This is a genomic window from Paracoccus sp. SY (genome assembly GCF_002901215.1).
Lineage (GTDB): Bacteria > Pseudomonadota > Alphaproteobacteria > Rhodobacterales > Rhodobacteraceae > Paracoccus > Paracoccus acridae.
In genome coordinates this window covers 1-3,809 of the sequence record NZ_NWMQ01000106.1, presented here as the reverse complement: position 1 = coordinate 3,809, position 3,809 = coordinate 1, and the positions used below count along the sequence as shown (strand labels likewise).

At 60.6% G+C, this 3,809-nt stretch carries 6 protein-coding genes; 5 read left to right on the top strand and 1 reads right to left on the bottom strand.

Annotated elements, in window-relative coordinates; all coding sequences use genetic code 11:
* Positions 1-444 precede the first annotated feature (444 nt).
* The 5 genes from CK944_RS21700 (at position 445) to CK944_RS21680 (ending at position 3,073) form a co-directional block, all read left to right on the top strand.
* Positions 445-900 (top strand): CHRD domain-containing protein, encoded by a 456-nt coding sequence (locus tag CK944_RS21700; RefSeq protein ID WP_103175122.1) that lies wholly within the window; start codon positions 445-447, stop codon positions 898-900.
* Complete coding sequence (locus CK944_RS24410; RefSeq protein WP_371411693.1) at positions 824-1,033, top strand: CHRD domain-containing protein; 210 nt, start codon at positions 824-826, stop codon at positions 1,031-1,033. Before CK944_RS21700 ends, CK944_RS24410 begins: the two co-directional genes overlap by 77 nt.
* 237 nt (positions 1,034-1,270) lie before the next feature.
* The gene (locus tag CK944_RS21690) at positions 1,271-1,930 is read left to right on the top strand and encodes a TRAP transporter large permease subunit (RefSeq protein WP_103175120.1); all 660 of its coding nucleotides are present in this window, start codon (positions 1,271-1,273) and stop codon (positions 1,928-1,930) included.
* A 25-nt stretch (positions 1,931-1,955) separates the two neighbouring features.
* The gene (locus tag CK944_RS21685; RefSeq protein ID WP_103175119.1) at positions 1,956-2,570 is read left to right on the top strand and encodes a dimethylsulfonioproprionate lyase family protein; all 615 of its coding nucleotides are present in this window, start codon (positions 1,956-1,958) and stop codon (positions 2,568-2,570) included.
* A 161-nt stretch (positions 2,571-2,731) separates the two neighbouring features.
* Positions 2,732-3,073, top strand: a complete 342-nt coding sequence (locus tag CK944_RS21680) for a zinc ribbon domain-containing protein YjdM (protein ID WP_103175123.1) — start codon at positions 2,732-2,734, stop codon at positions 3,071-3,073.
* A 151-nt stretch (positions 3,074-3,224) separates the two neighbouring features.
* Here the strand turns inward: CK944_RS21680 and CK944_RS21675 are convergent.
* The coding region (locus CK944_RS21675; protein WP_205049136.1) for a TetR/AcrR family transcriptional regulator at positions 3,225-3,809 on the bottom strand (585 nt) is incomplete at its 5' end.

Genomic DNA, 3,809 nt, shown 5'->3' with positions numbered 1-3,809 from the left:
GAGGTGCGCAACAGGACCGAACTCGCGGTGTTGAATCCGGCTGCACGACCCGCGCCCGCTCAGACGGCAGGGCCGTTGATCCTGAACTGATCGGCCCTGCGTCCCCACCTCATGAACGGATGAAGTGGAGACCTTCAATTGCAAGCTCCGCAATAGGTTCCGAATGCATGACCTGACAATGCTTCCCATTCCATCGAAACGGCTCCAGCGCCGCCCCAATATCACAGCCTAGCTCTACTCCCTTTCAGGTTCGTCTCGATCATGTCGGGCGCGAGCAGCGTCAGATGCAGGGCGCCGGTCATGTGAGGAGACCCAATCCCTTCGCTTGCGTCCAGTTCGCAAACATCGCAGTGCAAACGTCCGTGACCGTACAGCCTGTGTGTGCTAGTATTGAGTTGGGTCCCGGCGCAAGGGGCGTCCCGGTTACCCGGGAGGACGCGAACGATGAAAGCCAAGACATGGGTGCTTGCCGCACTGCTGTGCGGCCTGACCGCGGTTCCGGGGGGCGCGGCAACCCTGACCTTCGTAACGAACCTCAACGGGTCAAGCGAGGCACCGCCGAACGGGTCGCCCGCAACCGGTTCAGGCAAGGTAACGATCGACACGGTCGCCGTGACTATGGCGGTTGCTTTCGAGTTTGACGGATTGATCGGTACGCTTGTGGCCGCGCATATCCACGGCCCAACTGTCGAGCCGCGAACGGGGACTACGGGGGTGATGACGCAGGTTCCGACCTTTCCGGGCACTCCGTTGGGGGTGACGAGCGGCAGCTACAGCAACATCTTCGACATGACTGATCGCGAGCTACAATCCAGCTTTCCTGGTGGATCAGGGCGGTTCGGCGCTATTGGGCTTCGATGCGCTGATCGCGTCCCTTACCAGTGGCAGAGCCTATCTTAACCTTCATTCGACGGAATATCCAGGCGGCGAGATCCGCGGGTTCTTGGCGCCAATCCCGCTGCCAGGGGCTGTCTGGCTGATGCTGGCCGGCATGGCGGCGCTAGTCGCCGCAGGGCGGCGGAAGACGGATTGAGAACTGCCGAGCTAGGAGCACGGGCTGACGGTGATGCCGGTCATGCGCCTTCTGGACCGCAAGCAGGGCCGCAACCCCGATGCCGAAGGCCTGCCCCCGCCAGGCCTGCAGGGGCCGGGGGCGGACTGAGCCGTGCGGGGGCATGAGCGTCCTACAGAGATCAAAGCTAGACAGCTTTCAGCGCCCGGCACAAAGTTGTCGCGGCCGCGCGCAGATTAACCAGGAAATTCCTTCTGGCTGGCTACCGCCGCAGCACCTCAGGTCTGGCCGATCGCGCTCTTGTTCCTCCTGGTCATGGGCGGGATCTATGGTGGGTTCTTTCCTCCAAGTGCTGCTGGCGCCGTGGGAGCAACAGGCGCCATCCTGATCGGTATCCTCTACAAGCGTGGCGATCTTTTCAGCTGGCTGCCGGTGTCGCTGCGAGAGGCAGCTTATATCAGCTGCACGATTTTCGTGATCCTGATCGGGGGCCTGCTTTTCTCGCGGATGCTGGTTGCCGCAGGGATCATCCCAGAGATCGTTTCCTATTTTTGCGCCTTTGACCTCGGTCCGGTCGGGTTTCTCATCGGTGTGTCGATCCTCCTGCTTATCCTGGGAGCTCTCCTCGACACAACCTCGATGCTGGTCGTGACCCTGCCGTTCCTCTTCCCGATCTCACAAGAGGTGGGGGTCAATCCTGTCTGGTTCGGCATCATCGTCGTAAAGCTGATCGAAATTTCGGTCATTACGCCCCCAATCGGCCTTAACCTTTTCGCGGTGCAAAGCGCAGCCAGCCCGCAAGCCAGCTTCGGTACAATCGTTCGCGGCGTGATCCCGTTCATCGGCATCGAACTGGTAGTTCTCGCAGCGTTGATCGCCTTTCCCGCACTCTCGCTCTGGCTGCCAAGCGCGCTTTAAGCCTCTTTCTTGAAGGATCTTTCTCATGACGAACAGACACCCTGCACTCGGCAAGTTGGTGCGCTCGCTCGAATCCGCGTTCCTCGAACAGAAGCCCACGGGACCATGGAAGGACGAGGCGCTTGAGGCGTTTCGGTCCTTGAATATGCCGCATTCTCCGAGCGGAGTGGCTCCCGCCACCATTGACGCCTGCCGCCACCTCGAACCTGCACTTGCGCACGCAAGGGAGGAGGGAAACAGTAAGATTCGCTCTATTGCAGAAGCATTCGGAGAACTTGCGCCACAGCTTACCTGGGCGCGTCGTGCCGGAAGCGAAAGGGAACACGTTACCTTTCACGATGGTCATGCCAATGCCATCATTATCGGACCAAAAGGAATTGAGGCGCGGGAGGATTGCTGGCTGGGGGTCAGCTTGATGGCCCCAAACGTCCAGTATCCGGTTCACCGTCACCCCCCTGAGGAGATGTATGTCGTCCTGTCAGAGGGCGAATGGTTTCGCGAGGACGCCAACTGGTTCACCCCAGGCATGGGAGGTATCGTCTACAATCCCTCGGGAAGCATTCACTCGATGAAGTCAACTGAGGCACCACTCCTGTCATTCTGGATACTTTGGGGTGGTCGAAGCCTTTCCCTGTCATAGTGATAGGGCTCGGTCGCACCGGGGGGACAGCATATGAACCGCCCGCAGCCTTTTTTGATTTAGGTTCGAACGTGATGGACATTATCCAGTTCTCAGACCGCGACACTGCCACGACCTGGCCATCTCTGGCTTCCTGTGCAGACTGGTTCTATAGCTTTGGAATGACCGAAACGCTGCCTCCGTGCCCCGCATGCTCCTCCACCTATACCTACCAGATGGATGCCCTTCTGGTCTGCCCGGAATGCGGCCATGAATGGCAAGCGGGCACGACAGAGGACAGTGAGCCGGAGATCCGTGACAGCGTCGGGAACATCCTGCGCGATGGCGATACGGTCACTGTGATCAAGGATCTGAAGGTGAAAGGCTCTTCCTCTACGGTGAAGGTGGGCACGAAGGTGCGCGGCATCCGACTGGTAGAGGGAGACCACGACATTGACTGCAAGATCCCGGGCATTGGCCAGATGGGGCTCAAGTCACAGTTCGTGAAAAAGGTTTCCGAGTAAGAGGCTGCGGCCGCTGAATACGCCTGCTACGCTGCGGCGCGCCATCGTTCTGGTGCTATCACACCTTCAAGGGTCGTCTCCATAAACGAAGCACCGCTTCCCCGCTCCATAACACCCGTACTCCGTCTTCCGGTTCTGGCCAAGGAGCCGTCTAAGGCAGCATCCGGTCGCAGATCGCCTCAGCGGTTTCTGCCACAAGCAAGCGTGCCTCCTCTGCTGACAGGTCTGCGATGTCAAAGAGCGCGATCATGGCCTCGGCCCCGGTGGCCATGCCAAGCGCGGCAGCAATGGAGCGGGCCTGTTCGGGGCGGATGTCCATCTCACATTCCAAGGCACGCATGAAGGCCTGGATGCGGCGGGCGCCGCGGCGCGGGGTTCTGCCATCCTGCGATTGCGCAGCCGCCTGCAGGTTCAGGCCGAGATAGGTGCGGAAGGCCGTCTCGTTCGCCAGGGCCAGGTCGAAGAAGTAAAGGCTGATGGCAACAAGCCGGTCGCGCAGGGTGGCAGCATCTCCGATGATCTCCTCGTAAGGTGCCGCCTTCAGATGCAGGCCTGCCTCGGCCGCCAGCAGCGCGGGGTCCGAGAAGTAGCGGTAGGCGGAGGCCTTCGAGATGCCCGCCTCGCGGGCCGCTGCGGTGACCGTCAGTGCTTCGCCGCGCATCAGCAGGGTGCGTGCCGCGTTAAGCAAGGCTGCTCGTGTTCTGTTCTTCTGGTCTTCCCGCTGCGTCACGGCCAC

Coding starts and splice junctions, on each gene's coding strand:
- CK944_RS21700 (WP_103175122.1), top strand. CDS start 445: ATGAAAGCCAAGACATGGGTGCTTGCCGCACTGCTGTGCGGCCTGACC.
- CK944_RS21685 (WP_103175119.1), top strand. CDS start 1,956: ATGACGAACAGACACCCTGCACTCGGCAAGTTGGTGCGCTCGCTCGAA.
- CK944_RS21680 (WP_103175123.1), top strand. CDS start 2,732: ATGACCGAAACGCTGCCTCCGTGCCCCGCATGCTCCTCCACCTATACC.